The organism is Actinoplanes aureus (assembly GCF_015704865.1).
Classification (GTDB): domain Bacteria; phylum Actinomycetota; class Actinomycetes; order Mycobacteriales; family Micromonosporaceae; genus Actinoplanes; species Actinoplanes aureus.
Genome location: NZ_JADQTO010000011.1, coordinates 212,524 through 233,298, shown reverse-complemented (window position 1 = coordinate 233,298; position 20,775 = coordinate 212,524). Strand labels below are relative to the sequence as shown.

Here is a 20,775-nt window from a genome sequence, read left to right as displayed (position 1 = left end):
ATCCGAACAGGAGGCTCGAAATTGACCAGCTATCCACCGGAGATCACCCAGCGCTTCCACGGCACCCCCGAGCAGATGGCCCGCGCTCTGGTCGGCGAACGGCCACGCAGCTGGGACGCGATCCAGGTCGAGGAGTACGACCCGGCGTGGGTGGACCGTTTCGCCGCCGCCGCGTCCGCACTGCGTGACCTCCTCGGCGACCGGGTCGTGGCCGTCGAACACGTCGGCTCCACCTCGGTGCCCGGGCTGGCCGCCAAGCCGGTCATCGACATCGACCTGCTCCTCGACGACACCGCCGACGAGTCCGGCTACGTTCCCGTCCTGGGCACTCTCGGCTACCGTCTGGTGCTCCGGGAACCGTGGTGGTACGGCCACCGGATGCTGGTCAGCGCCGCCGAGGACGTCAACCTGCACGTCTGGCCGCGGGGTGCGCCGGAACCGGTCCGGCACCGGCTGTTCCGGGACTGGTTGCGTACCCACCCCGAGGACCGCGACCTGTACGCCTCGACCAAACAACGCCTGGCCCGGGAGACCACGGACCGTCCCGGCGACTACAGCCTCGCCAAGAACGACGTCATCGACGCCATCTACGCCCGCATCTTCGCCGCGCCGGCTCAGGCCGGGTCGTAGCCTCCGGCGGCGATCTCGTCGGCCAGCGACGGGCGGGCCGGCTGCCAGCCGAGCACCCGCCGGGCCTTCTCGCCGGCCGCCTGCTGGTCCAGCAGCAGCGCCCGGCCGAACTCGCCGAGCCGCTGCACGGTGGCGGCCGGCTCCTCGGGGACGACCCGGCCGCCGAGGCCGAGCCGCCGGCTGGCCGCCTCGCCGAGCCGGCGGGTGGTGGGGTTGTCGCCGCTGACGCCGAGGAACGTCTCCCCGTGCCCGGCCCGGTCCAGGGCGGCCAGGTACAGCCGGGCCAGGTCGTCGACGTGGACGGTGGCCCAGTGCTGGGTGCCGTCGCCGATCAGCGTCAGGCCGTCCGGGCGCCGCTCGGCGCCGGTCACCAGGCGCGGGATGCCGCCGCCGTGGCCGTACACGACGCCCGGCTCGATGAGCACCGCGCGGATGCCCGGCGCGGTCAGCACGCGCTGGTCGACGGCCGCCCGCCAGGCCACGAGGGGCGGCGGGTCGAGCGGCGTCTGCTCGGTGATCGCGGCGCCGGAGCCGTGCACCCAGACGCCGCCGGTGCGGATGAACGTGCCGCTCAGCCCGGACAGGACCGCGTCGGCGAACGCGTCCTCGGCGGCGGCGCTGGTCTCGTCGCCCGGGCTGGCCGCGTGCAGGACGGCGTCGCTCTTCTCGGCGAGCCGCCGGACCAGCCCGGCGTCCCGCATGTCACCGACCACCGCCTCCAGCCCCGCACCGGCGATGCGATCAGCGGCAGCGGGGGTACGCACGAGCGCGGTCACCGCATGCCCGGCGTCGAGAAGTGCGGAACGGACAGCGGATCCGATGTAGCCGGTAGCCCCGGTCAAGAAGATGTTCATGACCAGAACCCTCTCGCGCGCCCGTCATCGTGTCCAACGAACGCTCTTGATTACCGTCATCGTCGAAGGCGATATGCTCGCCGGCATGGAGCAGCGCCAGCTGGAGTTCTTCATCGCGGTCGCCGAGGAGCTCAATTTCACCCGGGCCGCGAAACGCACCCACGCCGTCCAGTCCACGGTGTCCGCCAGCATCCGCGCGCTGGAGCGCGACCTGGGCACCCCGCTCTTCGACCGCAGCACCACGCACGTCACGCTGACCGCGGCCGGCCGGGCGCTGCTGCCGGAGGCCAAGAACGCCCTCGAGTCGCTGGACACGGCCCGCGCGGCGGTCGAGGGCGCCGGCCTCGGCCTGCGCGGCAGCCTCCGGGTCGGCACCCTGGCCGGCCTCGCCGTGGTCGACCTGCCCAGCCTGGTCGGCGGCTTCCGCAAGCGGCACCCCGGCGTGCGGCTGCACATGACCATCGCCGCCGAGGGCAGCTCCGGCCTGCTCGAAAAGCTGCGCTCGCACCAGCTGGACGTCGCCTTCGTCGGCGTCGACACGCTGAGCCTCGACGGCGTCGATCTCACCCCGATCGCCACGTTCCAGCCCCGGCTGCTCGTCGCCGAGGACCATCCGCTCGCCGCGCGGAAGACCACCGCCCCCGGCGCCCTGGCCGGCGAACAGTTCATCGACCTGCCCGCCGGCTACTGCAACCGGGTGCGCACCGACAACGACTTCCGCCGGGCCGGTCTCACTCGCACCGTCGTCGTCGAGGCCACCGACCTGACCACGATCCCCCGATACGTCGAAGCCGGCCTCGGCGTGGCCGTGGTACCGCCGCTACGAGCAGAGGCCGGCGCCCGGGTGGTCCCGGTCGAACTCGACCCACCCGCGACACCATGGACGCTCGCCCTGGCCCGGCCGTCCGCGATCCCACCGAGCCGGGCGCTGCGGGCTTTCCTCGCGCTGGTCCCGGCCCACACCGACAACACCGGCGAATATTGAGCTATTTGGGTACGCGTCAGCGCCGTCACGCCGTTTCAGCCCGTCCCCGCTCTCCCGCGCGAGCCCACCGCCACTCCAGGCCCCACCGCGACCGCCGGGCCCATGAAGATGGGCACGCAGGCCGGCCAGCCCTCACTTGCGGCACGCGCGGGAACGAGGCGGGCGGGATCGGCTGGCGGTGAGGCACGCTATCCGAGCCGGCGACTCCCGGCGCTGGTGAGCAACCGCAACAGGCCCGTGCTGTTTCCCGGCGGTCGCGGTGGGGCCGCGCCCGGCTCCCGGCTCGCGCCGGGAGAGCGGGGACGGGGTCGATCCGGCGGGGCGGCCGGTCACGCGTACCCAAAAGATCAGGTCGGCAGGGGTGGATAGGCGGCCGGCGCGGCCGCGCGCTGGCGCGGGCGGCGGCGGTAGAGGCGCTGGCGTTCCAGAATGATCCACTCGCGGCCGTCGGCCGCGACCGCTTCCAGGATGCGCAGGGCGCTCGTCACGCCGGCCGCGTCCGAGGCGAGTTCGGCCAGGTGTTCGGCGTTCTCCAGCTGGTGGTCGATCGATTCCTCGGCGAAGTCGTCCAGGAGCACGTCGAAGGTCTGGCCGTTGACCAGGGAGAGCCGGAGCGCCTGCCGGTTGACGATCTTCTGGGTGCGGGAGCGTGCGTCGACGAACCGCCGGCCCACCTCGGTGACCTGCACCGATCCGATCGCGTCGTAGCGGAACGTGGTGCGTTTCTCGCCGGAGAACGCGCCGGTGGCGAAGTCCAGGCGGGCCTGCACCTGGCGCACGCCGCTCTCGGTGAGCAGGAACAGCACGACGGTGTAGGCCGAATGCCGGAACGGGCCGCCCACATACCGGGCGCTGCGGCTGCGGGGCGCCGCCTCGGTGAGGGCCAGGTGGGCGAGAATGTCACGGTTGGCGAGCCGGTAGTCGCCCATCACCTCGCGCTTCCAGTACGCCAGGTCGAGGCTCAGCCAGCGGCCCATCTCGGCGTCGGTGGGCCGGTCCGCGAGCCACTCGGTCCAGCGCTGGTGTGCGGCGCGCTCGGCGGTCCACCGCTGCTGGAACTCCTCGGTGTCCAGCGCGATCCGCCGTCGCTCACCGTAGAGGGCGATGCCGCCGCGATGTGCCTGGCGCGCGCCGAAGTACAGCAGCGGCGCGGCCACCACCAGCGAGCAGAAGGTCATCGCGCTCATCGCCAGCAGCACGACGAGCACCGCGGCGGCCAGGGCGGCGATCCCGCCGAGGAACGCCGGCGGCATCGCGGCCGGGCGGTAGCGGCGGCGGAAGTCGTCGAGCGTACCGTCGCGCCAGCGGCAGGAGATGTCGTCGGCGTGGTGGTGCACCAGCCAGCGCACGGCGTCGGCACGGATCCCGCGTACGCCGTACAGATCGACGAGATCGGCCTGCAGGGCCGTGCGCAGGCCGTGGACGTCGCGCCAGAACGCCTCCCGCAGCTCCGGCTCGCGGGGCTGATGCCCGGCGAACGCCGATTCGATCATCCCGCTGACCGCGTCGGCGAAGTCACCGCGCAGCGAGTCGCCGCCCGGCGCGCCGAAGGCACCGCGCGTACCCGAGCTGAACTCGGCCTCCTTCGCGGCCCGCCGGCTGCTCAGGAAGGCCCGCTCCAGGCCGTGCCGGACGATCGCGTAGCCGCCGCCCGCCACCAGCAGGAACACCGCGATCCCGGCCACCGCGTTGGTCGCGGCCGCGGCCTGCACCAGCAATGCGATGCCGGCCGCGGTGAGCAGGCAACCGCCGGCCAGCGGCAGGAAGGTGGACTGCGCGGGCGCCGGCCGGGCGACCTTGGCGACCGGCTCCGCCGGATCGAATTCGAAGAACTTGGGTACGCGCGCCAGGCGGTCCGGTTTCGGGCGCATCGCTCTGATGTGTACGGCGTTGAGCTTCTCCACATGGTCCTGAGCCACCCCGGACAGGGTGAGGCTCAGGTGCCGTTCGATGTCGTACCGGTCGACGTCCGGCAGCGACCCGTACGCGTGCAGCGCCGCACCGAGCGCGTCCATCGCCGGCTGGCCGTCCGGCCCCACGTCGAGCATGGCGTTGACCAGCGCCCGGATCGTGTCGACGCACCGCCACCACCGCCCGCTGGCATGCCGCTCGGCCATCCCGAACGCCTCCGCCAGCTCGTCCTGGTCGGTGCCGCTGAGGCTGCTCAGCGGCCGGCCGCTGAGCAGCGACAGCATCCAGTAGTAGGCGAGTTCGGCGGAGCTCAGCCCGTCCTCGGCGACCAGCGCCCGGAACCGGCGGCGGGCCTCCGCGGCCGCCCCGCTGTCCAGGTACCGGACCGCGATCTCGAACTTCTGCTCCGGTGTCGCGTTCGGCGGTGCCTGGAAGTAGTTGACGTCGCCGTGCACGTAGCCCGCCTGCATGCCGACGGTGGCGTGCTCGCCGGCGTAGTTGGCGTAGCCGGACTCCGGATCCGGGCCGGTCACGAGGACAGGCCCTCGACGGCGGCAACGGCGGCGCCGACCAGGGCGGCGAGACCGGCGACCCCCTCCAGCATGCCGCCGGCCCGGCGCAGCGCCCGGATCGCCCGGCCCCGCTCCGGCAGCGCGGAACGGGTCACCTCGATCTCGTGTTCGGCCTCGGCGAGCGTGTCGGTGTCGACCTGGCCGCGCTGGTGGGCCTGCCGCAGCCCGGCGAGGAGCCGGCCGAGTTCGGCCTCGACGGCGCCGGGTACGGCCGGCCGCCCCATCGAGACGCTGCCGGTGTTCTGGCCGATCTGCATGCCGACCTGCGCGTTGCCGGAGGCGACGTTCTGAAACTGTGGAGTGGACATGGTCTGCTTTCGCCCAGGAGTGGATGTTTTGTCGCGCTCGGCCGGAGCACGGCAATTCTGTCCCGCCACCCCACGACGGCAAGCCCGACGAACGGCCGAGTGCGCATCGACCCCCTTCTGAGCTGGGCGGTCAGCGGGCACTCCCGGGCAGATTCCCTCGATAGAGGCCCCGGTCGGGTGACGTCCGTGCTTGAGTTACGCCTGGTGGCATCACAGCCAGGGAGGTATGCATGAAACGGACGCGACAGGCTGTCGCCGTGGTCGCGGCGGCGGTATGCGCGCTGGCCGGCAACGCCTCTCCCGCGCTGGCCGCGAAGAGCGAGCTGACCAAAGCCCAGCGTTCGGTGTTGCTGGAGGCGACCCGCGAGTTCCGTGACGTACGGCGCGCGCTCGCGGCCGGTTATCTGCCGACCGAGGACTGCGTCGCCGGGATGGGCTTCCACTACGTGCATCCGGGCCGATCCGCCGACGGCGACATCGACCCGGTCCTGCCGGAGATCCTGCTCTACCTGCCGGGCCGGGACGGCAAGTTACGGCTGGCGGGGCTGGAGTACTTCCGCGCCGACGCCGACGGTGACGTTCGCACCCGCAAGGACCGGCCGACACTGTTCGGGCACGGCTTCGACGGGCCGATGACCGGGCATCCAATGCCGCCGGGCGCCCCGCCGATGCCGGTCCACTACGACCTGCACGTGTGGCTGTATCTGCCGAACCCGGACGGGGAACTGGCTATCGAGAACCCGGACGTGCGGTGCCCCGAGCCCCACACCCGGGGGCACCGCACGAGCTGATCAGCCGCGATAGACACCGAGTTCGTAGAGCGAGTAGCCGTACGAGGTGGCGCGTGCGCTGCCGTTGACCCGGACGTACCGGCCGGAGCCGGAGACGTTCAGCTGGTCGAAGCCTCCGTTGCCGGAGCTGGTGGAGTACACCGTGGTCCAGTTCGAGCCGTCCGCCGAGGTCTGCACGGTGTACGCCGTGGCGTACGCCGCCTCCCACGCGAGCTGCACGTGGTTGAACGACTGCACCGAGCCGAGGTCGACCTGGAGCCAGGCGGTGTCCACCCACTCGCTGGCCCACCGGGTGCCGTAGTCGCCGTCGACCGCGTACGACGGGAGCTGCGGGCCGTTGGTGCCGGTCGGCTGGTGCGAGGAGGCGGTGACGGTCCGGCCGCGGGCCAGGTTGGTGCCGGCGACGGTCGGCGGGACGACCTTGAACGATCGCTGTTCGATGCCGACGTTGCCGTGGCCGTCGTAGGCGTACACGTAGACCTTCCAGACCCCGAGCGCTTCCGGCGCGCGTACGGTGAACTGCCCGTTGCCGGTCTGGGTGAACTCCAGATGGCGCAGGCCGCGGTTGGCCGTGATGTGCTTGTCGCTGGCCATCAGGTTGTAGCGGATCAAGTCGCCCTGCGGGTCGGTCGCGGTGGCGGACACCGTGAAGGTGCCGCCCGCCGGCACGGCGGTCTGGTTGCCCACCGTCATCGCGGTGATCTCCGGCGGGGTGTTCGGCGCGACCTGTCCGGTGTACGCCTGCCGCATGGCGTGGTAGCCGAGGCGGCGCCAGCCACCGGTGGTGGTGTTGAGCCAGACGCCGCCGAAGTCGTTCTCCAGGCCGTAGTGGAACTCGGTGGCGCCGAGCGCGACGCCCGGGTGCCCCTTGATCGCGTTCCAGCTGTACGTGTACCCGGCCTTCTTGGCCAGGTCGGACGGCTCGTTCGGCACCCCGTTGACGTCGTTGGGCACCTCCCACTCCCCCGCCGGTCCACCCTCGGTGAGGATGTACGGCTTGGTGTAGCCACCCGCGATCCAGTCCCGCTTGACCGTGTCGATCGCCCCGTACGAGTTGACCGCCAGCAGGTCGAGCGCCGGAGCGTGCGGCTTGTAGTACGTCCACGCGTGGGTGTACGCGTCCGTCGAGGTGACCGGGTGGTTGGCGTCGGCCGCGTGAATGGCCACGGCGACCTCGTTGACGAACTTGGCGTACGCCACCCGCCGCGCCTCGACCACCTCGGCCGACAGCCCGTAGTTCTGCATCTCCAGGATGACCTCGTTGCCGACGTCCCAGAGCAGCACGCCGGAGCGGCCCTTCAGCTCGTTGACCTTGGCGACGATCTCGGCCTTCACCGCGGTCTTGTAGGCGGTGTCGTTCACGTAGTCCGCGCCGTGGTTGAGCCACAGCCCGACGACGACCTTGATGCCGTGCCGGGCGGCGGTGTCGAGCAGGAGCGGCGTGTTGGCGTCCGGTCCCCAGATGCGGATCGTGTTGACGCCCATGTTCTTCAGGTCGCGCATGTAGCCGTCGGCGGCGGCCTGCGGCGGCCCGTACGTCATGCCCTTGACCTCCCACGGAGTCCCGTTGACCGTGAGCTGCCAGTTGCCCTGCGACCCGGTGACCTTCACGACGCTGGGCCCGGCCGGGACCGGCGGGTCGGTCATCGCCGGCGCCGTGGCTCCGGCCTTCCTGGAGACCGTCACCGAGTCCACGCTGAGCACCCCACCCGACGTCGTGCCCGGAACAGGCGTGGTGAAGCCGGCGATCGCGTTCGGCAGCGAGCCACCGATCGCGAGGTCGAAGCGCAGGTAGAAGCCGTGGTGCACGGCCGCCTCCCAGGCCGCGACACCGACCTGGGACTCGCGTACCACCCAGGTCTGCCGCCCGTCGAGGTAGAAGCGGATCTCCTCGTCGGTCTTGGTCCGGTCGATGACCTGGGTGTACTCGTGGAAGCCGGTCTGGCATCCGGTGCAGGACGCGAAGCCGGAGGACCGGCCGTCGTACTCGTTGCAGGGCCCACCCGGCGCGGTGCCGCAGTGCAGCGCCTGGGAGAGCTGGTTGCGCCCGTTGACGCCGGTCATGATGTCGGTCTCGCCGACGCCGGGCCAGTTGGTGTAGTTGCCGCGGTAGGCGGCGCCGGTGGCCCGGAAGCCGGGCCAGTAGCCGGCGGCGTTCGCCACGTCCGGCTGCTTGAGCACGGCGGTGAACTTGAGCAGCTCGCCGCGCTGCGGGGCGAAGTCGGTGCGCTGGGTCTCGATGCGGCCGGACGTCCACTTGCCGGAGCCGTCGCGGATCGCCTTGATGTTCAGCTTGCCGTTGCCGTCGAGGTAGACGTTGGCGGTGGAGTCGCTGGCGGTCTCGACCGAGCCGGTGCCCCAGTTGGCGGCGCCGCCGGGGTACTGGGTTCCGGTGCGCCTGATCCAGTTCGCGGTGCTCGGTGAGGTGTTGGCCGCTCCGTCGAAGGTGTCGGTCCAGACGGTGGTGAAGTCGCCTTCCTCCGCCGGCGGTTCGGTGGTCGGCGGTCGGGCGGTCAGCACCTGGAACTCCCAGAGCGAGTATCCGTAGCCGGATGCCCGCGCGGTGCCGTTGAGACGCACGTACCGGCCGCTGCCGGTCACCTCGATCGTCTCGGTGCCTCCGGCACCATTGGCCTGCGAGTGCACGGTGGTCCAGGTGGCGCCGTCGGCCGAGGTCTGGATCTGGTACGCCCTGGCGTACGCGCCCTCCCAGCGCAGGACGACCCGGCAGATGGCCGTGGTGGCGCCCAGGTCGACGCGGATCCACTGCGGGTCGGCGAACTGGCTGGACCAGCGGGTCGCGGTGTTGCCGTCGACGGCCTTGTCCGGGCCGACGTCGGCGCCCTCCGACGACGACGCGGTGGCGGGCTTGCCCTGGGCCGCGTTCGTGGTGCAGGCGCCGGTCGGGGCGCTACCGCCGTAGACCTTGAATTCGTAGAGCGAGTAGCCGTATCCGCTGTTCCGTGCGGTGCCGTTGAGGCGGACATAGCGGCCGCTGCCGGTCACGTCGATCGTCTCGGTGCCTCCGGCGCCATTGGCCTGCGAGTGCACGGTGGTCCAGGTGGCGCCGTCGGCCGAGGTCTGGATCTGGTACGCCTTGCCGTACGCGCCCTCCCACTGCAGGACGACCCGGCTGATCGTGGCGGCGGCACCCAGGTCGACCCGGATCCACTGCGGGTCGGCGAACTGGCTGGACCAGCGGGTCCCGGCATCACCGTCGAACGCCTTCTCCGCGCCGACGTCGGCGCCCTCCTGCGAGGAGGCGAGGGCGGGCTTGCCCTGGGACAGCAGGGTGTCCGCGGCGCTGGCCGCGGTCGTCACGGCCACACCGGCGAGGCCGAGCAGCACCGCGAGGAACGCGGCGATACTTCTCTTACTCATGATCACGCCCAAGGGGAAAGGGGGGTCGGAAAGCGCTCTCCAAGCGAGGGCGATTGTTTCGCCGAGGTTGCCGGACGTCAATAGCCAGCATTGACATCGGTGGTTCCGGAACCGGAGACTGCGCGGGTGTTTGCGAATCCCCGGCTCCTCCTCGCATGCGCCGTGACCGCCGTCCTGGCCGGCTGCGGCACACCCCCGGTGACAGTGCCGCCCCCGGTTCCGGCCACCTCCGCCCCGACGTCCGCCGCATTCGGCGGCACCGATCGCTCGTGGCTCGAGATCAACATCGCGATGGACGAGGAGTTGCTGCCGCTGCTGGACCTGGCCGCCACCCGTGGTGACGACACCGCGCTCCAGCAGCTCGCTGACCAGGTAAAAGTCGTGATAGACGAGGAGCTCGGCACACTGCGACAGCTGCACGCCGACGCCGGCCTGCCCGCCGAGAACCCGCACAAGGGCATGCCGATGCCCGGCATGGTGACGCCCTCGCAGGTGGCTGAGGCCGGCCGGCAGCGCGGCGCCGACTTCGACGAGACCCTGCGCGACTGCCTCCGGGCACACCTGGAGCAGAGCCGGCAACTGGCCGGCAGCGAGCGCACCGCGGGCAGCGAGCCGCGTACCGTCGCGCTCGCCGATCGCATTTTCACAAGCCGCGAAGAATTCTTGAAGTCGCTCGATTCATAAGTGTTATCGGGAGGCCCGGGCACCGTCGGTGGAACGGTGCCCGGGTATTCCGGTCAGTCCAGTTCGTAGTTCTCGTTCAGGGCCGCACCGCGCTCCGGCTTGTACTGGTCGAAGCCGCGCGGGTTGCACTGGAGCCCGCCGTTGATGCAGTGCCGGACCAGAGCGGCCAGGGTGGGCGGGTCCCAGACGTTGTAGACGTCGTAGTGGAACGAGTAGCCGCGCCCGCTGGAGAAGCGGACCTGTGACATGTCCCCGCTGACCGGCCACGCCATCTTGAACTCGATCATCGGAACCGCCACCGGGTGCGACGCCGGGCAGACGCCGTTGACCGGGTACGACATGTGGCTCTTGTGATCCGGCGTGTCCAGGTGCAGCCCGTTCCAGCAGCTCGGCGCCTGGTAGCGGACGTTCAGCTGGGTGCCGGCCGGACAGTTCGCCGGGATGTCCCAGTTGAAGGCGCTGTTGCCGCACTCGAAGCCCTCGACCGCGCCCGGCGCGTACCGGAACTCGTCGAGCGTGGCGGTCGGGCTGCCGACCACGTAGCGCAGACCCGGCGGGAACGGCCGGACGCTGCGGTAGTCGATGACCCCGCTCTTGTAGTAGATGACCTGCGGGCCGTCCGGCTGGACGGCCTGGTTGCCCTTGAGCAGCGTGGGCATCCAGTAGCCGGTCTTGTCGCCCGGCGTGATGCACGACGTGCCACCGGCCTGAAGGCTCGGCAACGTCGAGTTGGCGTTCGTGGTGCGGTTGCCCATGAACGTGTGCGAGTGCGAGGCACCCGGCAGGTTCGGGAAGATGATCGGGTCGTCGTTGAGGTTGGAGCGGCTCACCGAGCAGTTCGCCTGGAACTCGCGGTGGGTGACCGGCGGGTTCTGCGCCGGCGGCGTCGCGGTGGACGGCACGACGCCGGTGACCGGCGGGTTCGCGTTGACGTAGCCGGCGCCGCCGGTGGGCTGCGGTGTGGCCGACGAGGTGCCGAAGACCTGGAACTCATACAGGGAGTAGCCGTAGCCGGTGGCCCGCTGGGTGCCGTACAGCCGCACGTAACGGCCGCTGCCGTTGACGCCGAGGGTCTGCCGGCCGCCGGCTCCGGTGGTGGTGCTGTAGATCGTGGTCCAGTTGCTGCCGTCGGGTGAGGTCTGGATCTGGAAGGCCCGGGCGTACGCCGCCTCCCACTCCAGGACCACCTGGGTGATCGTGGCGGTGGCGCCGAGGTCGACGCGGAGCCACTGGGGATCGGCCCACTGGCTGCCCCAGCGGGTGTCGGAGCGGCCGTCGAAGGCCGCGATGGCCGGTGACTCGCCGTTCTCCAGCGAGGAGGCGAGGGCCGGGCGGCCCTGGGACAGCAGCGTGTCGGCGGCCTGGGCGGACTGGTTGCCGGCCAGCGCCAGGGCGCCGGCCAGGAGTACGGCGCACACCGGCGCCAGGATTCGTTTTCGCACGGGGATCTCCAACACAGGGGATGCGGACGGATGCGCTTGGAGAGCGCTTTCCAGTGTTGGCGTGCTTCGTCACGTACGTCAATGTTCTGGGGTTCCGGAACGCGGCTCCGCCGGTAGTTTGGGCAAGCGCTCTCCGTGCTATAAACGTCGGCATGCAGAGTGAGCGGCTGCCCACGCTCGAGGACGTGGCGCGCGTGGCAGGCGTCTCGCGCTCGACGGTCTCGCGGGTCATCAACGGGATCCGCAACGTCGACCCGCAACTGCACGAGCTGGTGTGGAGCGCGGTCGACCAGACCGGCTACGTGCCCAATCTGCTCGCCCGTTCGCTGGTCACCCGGCGTACCGGCACGATCGCCCTGGTGGTCTCCGACTCCGAGACCCACGACGACGACCCGTTCATGAGCCGGTTCTTCTCCGACCCGTACTTCGGTCGCGTCGTCGGCGGCCTGATGAGCGTGCTGCGCCCGCTCGGCGTGCAGCTGGCCCTGCGGATGGTCGGCCCCGACGGCCACAAACCACTCGTCGGCGACCTGCGCAACGGCCAGGCGGACGGCGCCGTGATCCTCTCCCTGCCGGCCAACGACCCGCTGCCCGGCATGCTCGCCGACGCCCGCGTCCCGGCCGTCCTGATCGGGCGGCCCGCCTCGCCGATCCCGATCAGCTACGTCGACCTGGCCAACGAGACCGGCGCCGCCCTGGCCGCCGACCGCCTGGTCGAGCGCGGCTGCCGCCAGCTCGCCATGATCTCCGGACCGGCCGAGGTGCCGGCCAGCGTCGACCGCGACTCCGGCTTCCGCCGGGCCCTGGCCCGGCACGGGCACGCCTGGGTGCCGCAGCGGATCGGCAACTTCACCCAGGACAGCGGCGAGCAGGCGATGCGCGCCCTCCTCGCGGCCCAGCCGCAACTCGACGGCGTGTTCGCCGCCAACGACCTGATGGCTCTCGGCGCGCTGCTCGCGCTCCGCGACGCCGGCCGCCGCGTGCCCGAGGACGTCGCCGTCATCGGGTTCGACGACAGCAGCGCGGCGGTCGCCGCCCGCCCGGCGCTCACCACGGTCCGCCACCCCCTGGAGGACATGGCCGCCGAGGCGGCCCGCCTGCTGCTGGCCCGGGTGGACAACCCGACAGCTCCCGTCGCCTCGATCATCTACGAGCCGACCCTGGTGGTCCGGCAGACCGCCTGAGTCACCCGCCCGGATCGGGGTATCAGTCCCGCATGACAAGCGAACCCGAACCCCGCGGCGCCGGCGCCAGCACCGAGCAGCACGGCGACGACTTCGAAGAGACCGGAACCTTCGTCACCGACGAGCCGCCCGGTGGCGACGTGCCGGCTCACGGCAGCAGCAACGCCGGCATCAACGCGACCGGCGCGAACCGCGCCCAGGGCACCGACGAGCAGGAGGAGCCGGAAGGCCGCAGCTGAGTCCCGCCACGCCCGACGACCGCGCGCACTCAAGATCGGCACGCCATCAATAGAGCTTCCGTAGTCAGGGTCCCAAAGCGGTGATCTTGCTTGGCCCACGCTCGATGTTGTCTCAACGGCCGCCAGACAGCACCCACGTTGGGCCGGGCAAGACCCTGACCACGAAGGCCTGCTAGCGGCGCGCCCTCAAGAGCGGCACGCTTTCAGGGCGACGGCATGCCGGAGTCGGTGAGTTCGGCCCAGGCGCCCCGGGCCAGCCAGCGGTCGCCCAGCTCGCACGCCGCCCGCTCGTCCCAGTACACGTACGCCCGGCCCCGCGCCGAGTGCCAGGCCACCCAGCGCCCGTCACCGGTGGTGCCGAAGCGGACCGTCGCCGTACCGGATCGCCAAGCCCGCAGCCAGGTCACACCGACCAGATCGTCCGCGTGTATCCGTTCCGCCCCCATACCCGCGCAGGCTAACGCCCACCTCGCCGCAAACCGTGGATTCCGCCCACATCGGAGCGTCGCGGCGCCCGGTGCGGGAACCCGACAGCGGATCGAGAGGGAATCGAGAGCCACGATCGGCACCATGAAGAAAGCCGGGCGGGGTCTCACGCCCCAAGCAGCGGCCTCGCCCGGCCCTCACGACGCGCATACGCTACGACGATGACCGCACCCGACTACGACGACCTCTACCGCGACGCCGCCACGAACAGCCCACCGTGGGAGATCGGCCGCGTCCAGCCGGCCCTCGCCGCCGTGCTCGACGAGGCCAAGGGCCCCAAGGTACTCGACGCCGGCTGCGGCACCGGAACCCTCGCGCTGGCCCTGGCCCGGCGCGGCCATCAGGTCACCGCCTTCGACGTCTCACGCGTGGCCATCGACGCCGCCCGGAAGAAGGCGGCAGCCGAGGGGCTGAGCGTAAACTTCCAGGTGAAGGACGCCACCCAGCTGTCGTTCCCCGAGGCGCCGTTCGACTCGATCTTCGACTGCGGCCTGCTGCACAACCTGTACCGGCACGGCGGCGCGGCCGAATACCTCGCCGCGCTGCCGAATCTGGCCGCACCAGGCGCGACCGTCTTCGTCGAGGCCATCTCCGCGGCCGCCGGCTACGACTGGAAGCTGACCGAGGAGATCCTGCGGGCGACCTTCACCGGCCCACAGTGGACGAACACCCGGATAGACGAGGCCGAGATCGACGCGCAGGTCGACGGCGAGCAGCTGTCCCTGCCCGGCCTGCTACTCCGGACGATCCGCGCCGCCGCTTAGCTCCCGCTTCTTCGAGGTACGCGCAACCGGCGTCCCGCCGAAGCCGACCCCGTCCCCGCTCTCCCGGCGCGAGCTCGACTGTCGCGCACGCGACCACCGGGAAATAGCATCACTCGACGGTTAAGGCGACAGGCGCAGGCAATCGCGGCCATCGCCAACGGCCACCACCTACAGCCCGCCGCTTACGGCCCACCACGTACGGCCCGCCGCCTGCGGCTCACCGCCCGGGGTATCTGCTGCGCTCGTCACACGGGTGGCATCGGCTCAAGTGACATTGGGTAGCCGGAGTTGGCCGGGTTTGCAGCAGCTCTCGCGGATCGTGGTGGACCGGGTGGGTGGGAGCACACCGGAAACACCACGATCCCCAACCCACCACGCGACGGCGGCTACCGAAGTAGGCCCCCGCGCCGACCGTAGGCGGCCCTACCAGCTAGTTAGACACCTTTCGTGGTGGGATCCAAGTGGTGATCTTGTTCGGCCCACATTCAGTGTTGTCTCAATGGCCTCGAGACAACACTGACGTTGGGCCGAGAGAATTCGGCCAGCGGACCCTGACCGCGAAGGCTCTACACCCGGCACTCAGGGCGTTGGCAAGCAGCCACGCGAAGCCGCGCCCGACCCCGCCAATCCCGCGGCAGGCAGCCCGACCGCCTGGCGAGCAACCACGACGAAACCGCGCCCGGCCCCGCAAACCCCCGCGGCACGCAGCCCGGGCGCGTGAAGAGCATCCGCGCCCGCTCCCCCGCAGCGCGACGGACTGGTGTTTCCCGGCGGCCGCGCTGGGGCCGGGACGGACAGCCCGGCTCGCGCGGAGAGGGCGGGCACGCGTCGGCTTCGGCAAGACGCCGGTCACGCGTACCCCGAAGGAGCGTGACCGGCAAGCAGACCTAGACCACGAAGGTCTGCATTGAGCGCTATGGCAGCAGGGCTGTCAGGTCCGGCTGTTCCTTGACCAGGCCGTCGGCCACGGCGAGATCGGCAAGCGTCTGGACCGACGCCCGGTTGATCTCGGCCGGCCAGCTGGGCAGGATCAACGCGTCCCGGGTCTCCGGCGGGATCTTGGTGTACGTGCCAAGCACGTCCCGCACCTCATCGGGGTGCCCGTCCGCATACGCCAGCGACTCCTTGATCGCCGCCGTGAAGCGCTGGACCAGGTCGGCGTCCTCGGCGAGCAGTTTTTGTGACGTGAAGTACATGGCGACGGTGAGGTCGGGCGCCGCGTCGACGTAGGGGGACGCGATCCGTTTCGCGCCGGCCGCGATCGCGGTCTGCTGGAACGGCTCGACCACGAAGATGGCGTCGACCCGGCCGGCCTCCAGTGCGGGCACCTGGTCCGGGAAGGCCAGCTCGGTGAACTTGACGGCGGTGGCGTCGCCACCGTCCTTCTTGACCGACGCCTTGACGGTGGTCTCGACGATGTTCTTCAGGGTGTTGGCCGCGACGGTCTTGCCGGCCAGGTCCTTGGGCGATTTGATCGGGCTGTCCGCCTTCACGTACAGCGCGCCGAAGTCCTTGCCGTCCTCGCCGGTGGAGTTGTTGCCGTTCGACACGACCTTGATCGGCACCTTCTGGGTCTGTGCGATCAGCAGCGAGATGGAGTTGCTGAATCCGAACTGGAACTGGCCGCTGAGCACGGCCGGCACGATCGCCGCGCCGCCCTGGGCGGTGGTCAGCGTCAGGTCGATGCCGGCGTTGCGGAAGATCCCCTTGGCCTGGCCGAGGTAGATCGGGGCGACGTCGACGATCGCGATGACGCCCACGTTGACCTTGTCGAGCTGGCCGGACGCGGCCGGCTCGGGTTCGTCATCGGAGCCGCCGCACGCGGTCACAGCGAGAAGTAGCGCGGCGAATACCGCGAGAACAGGGCGTCGACGCATCAAGACTCCTATGTCATCCGGCCTTCCGCAGCCGATCTTATCGACATCTGTTGATCTTCGCCGCCGATTTCCACAGCCGCCGCGTCGTGCTCGTAGACCCAGCCGAGCGCGTTGAACGACCAGGCCTGCGAGCCGGCGGTCATCTGCTGGTCCCGGTCCCGCTGCGCGGGCCCGTCGGGCAGGTGGAACCGGGTCTTGTTGCCCGCCGAGATCTCCTGCATCCGGGAGGTACGCGGCAGGCGCACCTGCTCATACCGGCGGAGCGCGTCGGGCACGAACCGGTCGCGCCGCAGACACTCGGCGAGCGCGGCACCGTCCTCGATGGCCTGCGCGGCGCCCTGCGCCATGAACGGCAGCATCGCGTGGGCCGCGTCGCCGAGCAGCGTGACCCGCCCGGCCGACCAGCGCGGCAGCGGCGGCCGGTCGAACAGCGCCCACACGTACGTCTCGTCGGCCGCACCGATGATCTCCCGGACCTGCGGGTGCCAGCCGTCGTACGCCGCCAGCGCGTCCCCGACCGACCCCTGATCGGTCCACGACTCCCGGGTCCACCGGTCCTGCTCGACCACCGCCACGAAGTTCACGAAGCGGCGCCCGCTGATGAAGTAGTGCACGAAGTGCCGGCCCGGCCCCAGCCAGATCTGCGCGGTGACCTCCAGGTTCAGGTGGCGCAACCGCTCCGCCGGAACCACACCCCGGTACGCCACGCAGCCGGTGAACCGCGCCTGGTCCGGACCGAACAGCCCCTGCCGCACGGCGGAGTGGATGCCGTCCGCGCCGAGCAGCACGTCGGCCTCGACGCGAGGACCGTCGGCGAACCGGGCCTCCACGTAGGAGCCGTGATCGGTGAACCCGGTCAACCGGTGCCCGGTGTGCACCCGGGACGGGGGCAGCGCCGAGGCCAGAGCGGCGAGCAGGTCGGCCCGGTGCATCTGGTAGTGCGGAAACCCGTACGTCGCCTCCAAGGCCTCGGCGAGTGGAGCGCGCAGCAACGTGCGACCGTCGTCCCAGCGGCGCTGATGCCACGCCAGTGGCTTCACACCGGTCGCCGCGAGCGCGTCGGACAGGCCGAGCCGGTGCAGCAGGCGCGAAGCGTTCGGGCTGACCTGCACGCCGGCCCCGACCTCGGAGAGCCGGCTCGCCCGCTCGTAGATGTGGACGTCGCAACCGGCCCGGAGCAGGCTGAGGCCGGCGGTCAGGCCGCCGATGCCACCGCCGATGACCGCGACTGACAACTGGTTCTCCCCCATGACGTCGATATTTCATCGACGCCGGCCGGTGCGCCACCAGAAATTTGATTGATCGGCTGGTCAGTGTGTCTCGATCAATCAATTCCGTGGATAGAAAGCTCTCGGTCGAGCGTCGCGTCCGAGCGGCGCTCACGACGAGAGGGACACATGTTGAAGACGAGAATCGGCGCCGCGGCAGTGGCGCTCGCTGCGGGTGTCACCACGATCGCCACCGGATCGGCTCCCGCGATCGCCGCCGACGTGAACCCGTACTCGGCGTCCGCGATCTGCGGCTCGGGCTACTCCGTGATCGACAAGCAGGTGAGTGAGGGCGAGTACTACATGTACCTGCTCTACAACAGCAGCAACGGCAAGAACTGCGCGGTGACGCTCAAGCAGGCCAACCTGGGCACCAAGACGCTTACCGACGTCTACCTGATCGGCCAGAAGAACGCCGGGGCGGCCGAGGACTACGGCAAGTTCGAGTACTACGCCGGTCCGGTCTACCTCTACGCCCCGAACGAGTGCATCCAGTGGGGCGGCTTCGCCACGGTCGGCGGCAGCACGTACTACTACAACAGCCCGTGGGAGCACTGCGGCTGATCACTTCGCCACCGGGTACAGGCAGGCGATCTCGGCGGCGGCGCCCCGGTGCGCCGCCGCCGGGACCGCCTCGCCGTCCAGGGTGCGCAGATCGGCCACCTCGGTCGGGCTCTCCCCGCCCAGGCAGGCGACGGCGGCCACGACGGGCGCCGTCCCGGCGGGCCGCTGCCAGGGCACGGTGGCACCGCGGGCGGTGAGGGCGATCTGGTGCCAGGCCGGCGGGCCGTCCGGGACCGCGGGGTCGGGGTGGTAGGCGGCGTACCCCACCACGTCGACGCCGCTGCCGGTGGCGTTCAGCGTGACCCGGCCGGCCTCGTCGGTGACCCGGAGACTGATCGTGCTGGGCTGGTTCCGGTCCCCGGGACAGCGGCTGAGGCCCGTGCCGTCCGGTGGGTTGCCGTGCACGATCGCCGAGGCCAGCACCCCGCCGCCGGCCACCATGAACCAGCGGACGTCCGGGGTGCCGGCGGTCGCGTCGAGGATCGGCTCGCCGAGGCAGAAGCCGGTCAGCCCGACCGTGCATCCCGCCGGGATGGCGTAGAGCTCGGGTTGGGCGCGGGCCGGGCCCTGCCGGACCTTCGCGCCGCTGCCGTAGGTGGTCGCGGTGAACAGGGTGCCGCCGGCGACGGCCGGGCAGCCGGGCACGGCCGCGGGCTCCGGCCGGCCGCGCCCCACGCCCCAGGCCGTGCCCGCCCCGAGGAGAACGAGAGCCAGCACCGCCGCCAGCACCCAGCGACCGGCCGGGCGACGCGCCGGTCGGTGTGGGAGATGCGCAGCAGGCATCGGGTCGAGGTCCTGCCAGCGCTTGCGCCAGGCTGCCTGGTCACCGTTCAAGACGCCGACGTACGCCAGAAGCACGTCCAGAGACGGCCGCCGGATCCCGCTCGCCGCCTCGGAGAGGGTGGAAGCGCTGTACCCGGTCTTCCGGGCCATCGCCCGATAGGTCGGGCTCCCCGCCTCGACCCGTAGCTTGCGCAGGTCGTAGGCGAGCGACTCCACCGGTCCCGCGGCCGGGTCGATCGGGCGTTCCTGGCGGGCCATGGTCTCTCCCTCGCCGGCACGGCACAAACCGGGAGATCTTACGTGATCAACTCTCCGATATGGACGGCCGGGCGCTCGTAGCAGTACTCCAGGCCGTCCTCGTCGTCCCACTGCTCGCCGACCTTGCGGAAGCCGTACTGGACGGCCAGCCGGTAGGAGGCCTCGTTGTCCGGGCGGATGCTCACGCGTACCCGATGCACCCGGGAATCGCCGGCGGCGCGCTCGAGCAGCGCCTCCAGGGCGGCCCGCGCGTAGCCGCGGCGGCGATAGGCGGGGTCCACCGCGTACCCGATCTCCACCATCCCCGTGCTGTCCGGGGCCTCGTGGAAGCCGGCCCGGCCCACCGCCACGCGCTGGTCGTCGTCCCAGATGACGCCGGTCACCCAGGCGGCGCTGGCCGGATCCTCGTCCCACTGCCGGCTGCGCATCTCCCACACCGACCGGCACTCCGGCCCGGCGAGATAGTCGGAGACCGGCACAGGACTGGCGGCGTTGGCCGCCGCGAGGTCGCCGTCGGCGAGGGCCCGGAACGCGGGGCCGGTCAGATGCACGATGCGCACACGCGGCGCGGAATCCTCGGTCACCGCGCCAGGGTGCCCCATCCTCGTGCCGTCGCGGAAATCCATTTCCGGCGGATCTCGGTGGCGATCTCCTCCGGCGGCCGGCGGTCGGTGTCCACATCAAGGTCGCCGACGCCGGTCAGCCGGTCGAGGATCCGCGCCGACCGGTCCACGACCTCGGCGAGGCGCGCGGCCGGCTGCCCGATCAGCTCGTCGCCGGCCATGCCGTTCGCCGGTTTGAGGCCATGACCGCGGCGGGTGACCCGCTCGGCGAGCACCGCCCGGCTCGCGGTCAGCCGGCACAGCGTGATGGTCGTGGCGGGCAGCGCGGTGGCGTACGCCTCCAGGCCCTCAGGTCGCTCCAGCGGGCCGACCGCGACCAGGCACTCGGCCCCGCTCGCCCGGAACTCGCGCCAGACCGCGGCGAGATTGGCCGCCTTGAGCCGGTGGTTGCCGGGATCGGCGGCCCGGGCCGGCCGGTGGAAGCCGATCTGGTCGAGGTCCACGAAGGCGGCGTGCGTCCCGGCCTGGCGCAGCTGGTGGTAGACCAGCCAGCCGACGGTCGACTTGCCGATCGCGGCCGGCCCGCTGATCCAGAGGATCTCACCGGGCGGTGCCGGGCGACCCGGGCTCGGCACCGTGACCGGTATGCCCGCCGGGGTCCAGCCGGTCCGGGCCGACACCCGGTCGGCGACCTCCGCGACGGACAGCCCGGTCGTGTCCACGCACACCGCCCGCGGAACGGCCCGGTCGAGCGTCTCGGCGTGCGCCACCGCTTGCGCGACGTCGTCGTGCGGGCTGTTGCGGGCTCTGAGCCGCCGGGCCAGCTCGGCCTCTCCGACGTCGAGCCGGCAACTGGTCACCACACCGTTCGGGACGAGGCCCGTCTCCACGCCGCGCTCCGGGTCGGTGACACCCGGGACGATCACACCGCGGGCACCGGCGTCCCGGAAGCCGGCCAGGACGGCGTTGAGCGTACGAGCCTGCAGCCGGTGCCGCCCGTGGTCACCGGCCGGCTCGGGCGCCCAGTGCTCCGGCGTCGGCGGGCCGTAGCACATGCCGAGCTGGTCGATGTCGACGTAACCCACGGCCGTGCCCTCCCCGGCCAGGCGGGTGAACAACTCCCAGGCCACGGTGGTCTTTCCCGCACCCGAGGTCCCGTACAGCCACAACACCGGTAGTCCCGCCATGGCCGCGAGTATCCGGACGCTCGAGCCGGCGCGCGACCCGCTTT

At 71.4% G+C, this 20,775-nt stretch carries 19 protein-coding genes; 8 read left to right on the top strand and 11 right to left on the bottom strand.

The features are described 5' to 3' along the window. The first annotated feature begins 21 nt into the window (after positions 1 to 21). On the top strand, positions 22 to 630 hold the full coding sequence (locus I4J89_RS24175) for a GrpB family protein (RefSeq protein ID WP_230859465.1): 609 nt from the start codon (positions 22 to 24) through the stop codon (positions 628 to 630). On the opposite strand, the gene I4J89_RS24170 is transcribed toward I4J89_RS24175, so the two are convergent. Continuing rightward, positions 615 to 1,484, bottom strand: coding sequence for an NAD-dependent epimerase/dehydratase family protein (locus I4J89_RS24170; protein ID WP_196416324.1), 870 nt, complete (start codon positions 1,482 to 1,484; stop codon positions 615 to 617). The genes I4J89_RS24175 and I4J89_RS24170 overlap by 16 nt on opposite strands. An 85-nt stretch (positions 1,485 to 1,569) precedes the next feature. Here I4J89_RS24170 and I4J89_RS24165 point away from each other — a divergent pair, with 85 nt between their 5' ends. Then, positions 1,570 to 2,469 carry a LysR family transcriptional regulator gene (locus tag I4J89_RS24165; RefSeq protein WP_196416323.1) on the top strand — a complete coding sequence of 300 codons (900 nt, stop codon included), beginning with the start codon at positions 1,570 to 1,572 and terminating at the stop codon, positions 2,467 to 2,469. A gap of 347 nt (positions 2,470 to 2,816) precedes the next feature. Here I4J89_RS24165 and I4J89_RS24160 read toward each other — a convergent pair whose 3' ends face one another. Both I4J89_RS24160 and I4J89_RS24155 read right to left on the bottom strand, forming a co-directional pair. Then, on the bottom strand, positions 2,817 to 4,913 hold the full coding sequence (locus tag I4J89_RS24160; protein WP_196416322.1) for a hypothetical protein: 2,097 nt from the start codon (positions 4,911 to 4,913) through the stop codon (positions 2,817 to 2,819). Then, the gene (locus I4J89_RS24155) at positions 4,910 to 5,260 is read right to left on the bottom strand and encodes a hypothetical protein (protein ID WP_196416321.1); all 351 of its coding nucleotides are present in this window, start codon (positions 5,258 to 5,260) and stop codon (positions 4,910 to 4,912) included. Before I4J89_RS24155 ends, I4J89_RS24160 begins: the two co-directional genes overlap by 4 nt. A 230-nt stretch (positions 5,261 to 5,490) precedes the next feature. Here I4J89_RS24155 and I4J89_RS24150 point away from each other — a divergent pair, with 230 nt between their 5' ends. Beyond that, entirely contained in the window at positions 5,491 to 6,051 is a 561-nt protein-coding gene (locus I4J89_RS24150) for a hypothetical protein (RefSeq protein WP_196416320.1), read from the top strand. On the opposite strand, the gene I4J89_RS24145 is transcribed toward I4J89_RS24150, so the two are convergent. Continuing rightward, positions 6,052 to 9,432, bottom strand: coding sequence for a discoidin domain-containing protein (locus I4J89_RS24145; protein WP_196416319.1), 3,381 nt, complete (start codon positions 9,430 to 9,432; stop codon positions 6,052 to 6,054). 126 nt (positions 9,433 to 9,558) lie between these two features. On the opposite strand from I4J89_RS24145, the gene I4J89_RS24140 reads away from it, so the two are divergent. Further along, entirely contained in the window at positions 9,559 to 10,116 is a 558-nt protein-coding gene (locus tag I4J89_RS24140; protein WP_196416318.1) for a DUF305 domain-containing protein, read from the top strand. A 53-nt stretch (positions 10,117 to 10,169) separates the two neighbouring features. On the opposite strand, the gene I4J89_RS24135 is transcribed toward I4J89_RS24140, so the two are convergent. Beyond that, positions 10,170 to 11,558: a DUF1996 domain-containing protein gene (locus I4J89_RS24135; protein ID WP_196416317.1), complete on the bottom strand. Its 1,389-nt coding sequence runs from the start codon at positions 11,556 to 11,558 to the stop codon at positions 10,170 to 10,172. 152 nt (positions 11,559 to 11,710) lie between these two features. Here I4J89_RS24135 and I4J89_RS24130 point away from each other — a divergent pair, with 152 nt between their 5' ends. Next, positions 11,711 to 12,742: a LacI family DNA-binding transcriptional regulator gene (locus I4J89_RS24130; protein WP_196416316.1), complete on the top strand. Its 1,032-nt coding sequence runs from the start codon at positions 11,711 to 11,713 to the stop codon at positions 12,740 to 12,742. A gap of 32 nt (positions 12,743 to 12,774) precedes the next feature. Then, entirely contained in the window at positions 12,775 to 12,981 is a 207-nt protein-coding gene (locus I4J89_RS24125; protein ID WP_196416315.1) for a hypothetical protein, read from the top strand. A gap of 203 nt (positions 12,982 to 13,184) precedes the next feature. On the opposite strand, the gene I4J89_RS24120 is transcribed toward I4J89_RS24125, so the two are convergent. Continuing rightward, positions 13,185 to 13,427: a hypothetical protein gene (locus tag I4J89_RS24120; RefSeq protein WP_196416314.1), complete on the bottom strand. Its 243-nt coding sequence runs from the start codon at positions 13,425 to 13,427 to the stop codon at positions 13,185 to 13,187. A 201-nt stretch (positions 13,428 to 13,628) separates the two neighbouring features. On the opposite strand from I4J89_RS24120, the gene I4J89_RS24115 reads away from it, so the two are divergent. Further along, positions 13,629 to 14,231: a class I SAM-dependent methyltransferase gene (locus I4J89_RS24115; RefSeq protein WP_196416313.1), complete on the top strand. Its 603-nt coding sequence runs from the start codon at positions 13,629 to 13,631 to the stop codon at positions 14,229 to 14,231. A gap of 914 nt (positions 14,232 to 15,145) precedes the next feature. On the opposite strand, the gene I4J89_RS24110 is transcribed toward I4J89_RS24115, so the two are convergent. Together I4J89_RS24110 and I4J89_RS24105 are read right to left on the bottom strand one after the other, a co-directional pair. Further along, positions 15,146 to 16,108: an ABC transporter substrate-binding protein gene (locus tag I4J89_RS24110; RefSeq protein WP_196416312.1), complete on the bottom strand. Its 963-nt coding sequence runs from the start codon at positions 16,106 to 16,108 to the stop codon at positions 15,146 to 15,148. 8 nt (positions 16,109 to 16,116) lie between these two features. Further along, the gene (locus I4J89_RS24105; protein WP_230859464.1) at positions 16,117 to 17,358 is read right to left on the bottom strand and encodes an FAD-dependent monooxygenase; all 1,242 of its coding nucleotides are present in this window, start codon (positions 17,356 to 17,358) and stop codon (positions 16,117 to 16,119) included. Positions 17,359 to 17,505: 147 nt separating this feature from the next. Between I4J89_RS24105 and I4J89_RS24100 the strand changes: the two genes are divergently transcribed. Continuing rightward, positions 17,506 to 17,940 (top strand): hypothetical protein, encoded by a 435-nt coding sequence (locus tag I4J89_RS24100; protein ID WP_196416311.1) that lies wholly within the window; start codon positions 17,506 to 17,508, stop codon positions 17,938 to 17,940. Here I4J89_RS24100 and I4J89_RS24095 read toward each other — a convergent pair whose 3' ends face one another. Genes I4J89_RS24095 through I4J89_RS24085 form a run of 3 tightly spaced genes read right to left on the bottom strand, consistent with a single transcriptional unit; the run spans position 17,941 to position 20,731 of the window. After that, positions 17,941 to 18,981, bottom strand: coding sequence for a helix-turn-helix domain-containing protein (locus I4J89_RS24095; RefSeq protein ID WP_196416310.1), 1,041 nt, complete (start codon positions 18,979 to 18,981; stop codon positions 17,941 to 17,943). A gap of 38 nt (positions 18,982 to 19,019) precedes the next feature. Further along, a complete protein-coding gene (locus I4J89_RS24090) occupies positions 19,020 to 19,565 on the bottom strand; it encodes a GNAT family N-acetyltransferase (protein WP_373688153.1) in 546 nt (181 codons plus the stop codon). Beyond that, positions 19,562 to 20,731: a hypothetical protein gene (locus I4J89_RS24085; protein WP_196416308.1), complete on the bottom strand. Its 1,170-nt coding sequence runs from the start codon at positions 20,729 to 20,731 to the stop codon at positions 19,562 to 19,564. Before I4J89_RS24085 ends, I4J89_RS24090 begins: the two co-directional genes overlap by 4 nt. Positions 20,732 to 20,775 lie beyond the last annotated feature (44 nt).